This window comes from Candidatus Deferrimicrobiaceae bacterium (assembly GCA_035256765.1).
GTDB lineage: Bacteria > Desulfobacterota > Deferrimicrobia > Deferrimicrobiales > Deferrimicrobiaceae > CSP1-8.
Window position 1 is genome coordinate 1 of sequence record DATEXR010000004.1, and the last position, 2,876, is coordinate 2,876.

General features: G+C 67.6%; 4 protein-coding genes. All 4 read left to right on the top strand.

The window, feature by feature from the left end:
• A partial coding sequence (locus VJ307_00075; protein ID HJX72520.1) for a transketolase C-terminal domain-containing protein occupies positions 1-516 on the top strand: 516 nt, incomplete at its 5' end.
• Entirely contained in the window at positions 509-1,288 is a 780-nt protein-coding gene (locus VJ307_00080) for a TlyA family RNA methyltransferase (GenBank protein ID HJX72521.1), read from the top strand. The genes VJ307_00075 and VJ307_00080, both read left to right, overlap by 8 nt.
• A 248-nt stretch (positions 1,289-1,536) precedes the next feature.
• A complete protein-coding gene (locus VJ307_00085; GenBank protein HJX72522.1) occupies positions 1,537-2,613 on the top strand; it encodes a LysM domain-containing protein in 1,077 nt (358 codons plus the stop codon).
• A gap of 78 nt (positions 2,614-2,691) precedes the next feature.
• Positions 2,692-2,876: hypothetical protein (locus tag VJ307_00090; GenBank protein HJX72523.1), on the top strand; the 185-nt coding region annotated here is incomplete at its 3' end.

Sequence of the window (2,876 nt, forward strand, 5' to 3'; positions counted from 1 at the left end):
CGGGGAACCGCTGCGGGGGTCCCCATCCCCGCGGACCCGGAGCCCGTTCCCTGGGGCAGGGGGGAGCTGCTCGCCGACGGAAAGGACATCCTCCTCCTCGCCATCGGGGCCACGGTGGCCACATCCCTGTCCGCCGCCGAGGAACTCCGGAAGCGGGGGATCTCGGCCGCCGTGGTGGACGCCCGGTTCGTCAAACCGATGGACGCCTCGCTCATCGTCCCCCTTGTCCAGCGCGTCGGACGGGTGCTGACGGTCGAGGAGAACGTGCTCGCGGGGGGGTTCGGGAGCGCCGTCCTCGAAATGCTCGAGGAGCACGACGTGCGCCCCCAGGGGTTCCACCGGATCGGAGTTCGGGACACGTTCGTGGAGCACGGGTCGCAGGCCGAGCTGCGCGAGGCGTACGGCCTTTCCGACGATTCGGTGATCGCGGAGGCGGCGCGCCTCTTTGCCCAGGGCTGGCACCTGCTTCCGTCGATCTTCAGCGGCATCCGGTCCCGGATCGAGAAGATTGTCTGATTCCCGCTCCCGAAAGGACCGGCCCCCTGCAAACCGGGGAGCACGGAACCGCCTGGACGCGGAAATGGTGACCAGGGGCCTCGCAAAGACGCGGGCGAAAGCGCAGGGCCTCATCCTCGCCGGCCGGGTCTTTCTCGGGGGGAAGGTCGTCACGAAATGCGGAACGCCCGCGGGCTCCGACCAGGAGATTGCCCTCGCCCCGGCCCCCCGGCCGTTCGTGTCGCGGGGCGGCGAGAAACTCTCCGGGGCGCTCGATGATCTGGGGTTGTCCGTTTCGGGGGCCGTGGCGCTGGACGTCGGGGCGTCCACCGGAGGGTTTTCCGACTGCCTCCTCCGGCGCGGCGCCGCGCTCGTCTACGCGGTAGACGTGGGGAGGTCCCTCCTCGACGATTCCCTCCGCCGCGACCCGAGAGTCGTCCTCCGGGAGGGGGTGAACTTCCGGCACGCGTCCCCCGATCTCCTGCCGCAGAAGGTTTCCTTTGCCACGGTCGACGTCTCCTTCATTTCGCTGCGGCACATCCTGCCTACGCTGCGCGCATTCCTTCTTTCGGGCGCCAGGGTGGTCGCTCTGGTGAAGCCCCAGTTCGAGGTGGGAAAAGGGGCGGTCGGGAAGGGGGGGGTCGTCCGCGACGAGGCGAAGAGGCAACAGGCCGTGCGCGCGATTGCGGAGTTCGCCCGGGAGGCCGGCTATGTTGTTGTCGGGGAGGCCGCAAGCCGCATACCGGGCCCCCGGGGGAACCGGGAGGTGTTTCTCTTCCTACAATGGCCGTAGGCGCCGCGCCGTTTCCGCCCTCCCGGCGTCCCCCGCGCGGCGTTTCTTTCGGCAAGGGGAGGGAGCGTGGCGGGGTTCCCGCCATGCGCCGTTTCCCCTTTGCCGGGACACCCCGGGAAGAATGCACTTGACTTACCTGAAAATGGAATGTAATTTTTGTTATCAGGAGCAATATTTAGCATAATTGAGATATAATTTTGTGTCCCCTCGCCGGGGCGCGAGCGAGGTGAAAGATGAGACGACGGGGCGTGAGATGTTCGGTTCTGGCAATCCTTTGCGCGATCTTTTTCCTCCCGGTGGCGGTTTCCGCTCAGGAGAGTCCGCCTGCGGCGAGCGCGACGCAATATCCGGAGGGGCTCGTTCACACCGTGGTCCAGGGGGACACCCTCTGGGATCTCTCCGCGAAATATCTCGGGTCCGCATGGCTCTGGCCCGAGCTCTGGGAGCGCAACCGGTTCCTCACGAACCCCCACTACATCTACCCCGGGATCAGCGTCACGGTCTTCCCCCCTCCCCCCCGCGAGTATGTCTGGGAGATTCGGGAACCTGCCCCCGCCCCGCAGGCGGAGCCTGCCGTGACGGCGGCTCCTCCTTCCCTGGCGGTCACCCCGCCGTTCGGCAAGGAGTCGCAGAGGCCGACGCTTTCGATCACCCCGGACGAGTTCGTGCGCGCCGGGGAGTTCACGCCGGAGCGCCCGAAGGGGATCGGATCGATCCGGAGCGGAGAGCAGGCCAAGCTCGCGTTTTCGGAGGGGGACAAGGTGTTTCTCGCCCTCGACAAGGAGATCCCCGCCGGTCAGATTCTCGGGGTGTACCGCGTCCGTGGACCGGTCCGATCCCGTACGGCGCGGCCGGTTTCCGGATATGTCCAATACCTGGTGGGCATCCTGCAGGTGTCGGAAAAGATGAACGGGCATGTGACGGCCGTGGTCCGCAAGTCGTTCGAGGACCTGGGACGTGAGGACCTGATCCGCGAGGAGATCCCTTCGTACTCGCCTGTGTTCCCGCAGGAGGGGGCGGGCGGACTCGAGGCCTTCGTCATCACCGGACAGACGGCCAAGGTGGAACTGGCGACGGGCGACATCGTCTTTCTCGACCGGGGGAAGGACGCCGGCGTGGCCGTCGGCGACGTCTTCCGCCTCTACGACGGGAAAGACGGAGCGACGTGGGGTGGCTGGTTGGGGGTGGCGAACGTCCGTGTCCCGGTGGGGAAGGCGGTGGTCGTCCGCGTGCTTCCGGGCTCGGCCACGGCGTACGTGACCTCGTCCAACCAGTCCTTCCCGGCAGGCGCGGTCGCATGGCGGGGATCCGCCGGATCCCGGTGAGGGGCGTTCTCCCGTAAAACGCGGCACGCGTCTTGATGGGACAGGGGGGGAACCCGTAAGGGAGGTGCCCCCCCCGGCATGACGCGCGAGCAGACACCCGCCGACGTTCTCTTGCGCATATCCCTCGTGGAAGGGTTTACCGCCCGCCACCTTTCATGGCTGGCGGCGCGCCGGGACCGGGTGCCGGGATCATCCGACGACGAACCCCTCCCCGGACACTCCCTTCTGCACAAGGGGATCGAGGCGGCCACCTCCCGGGAAGC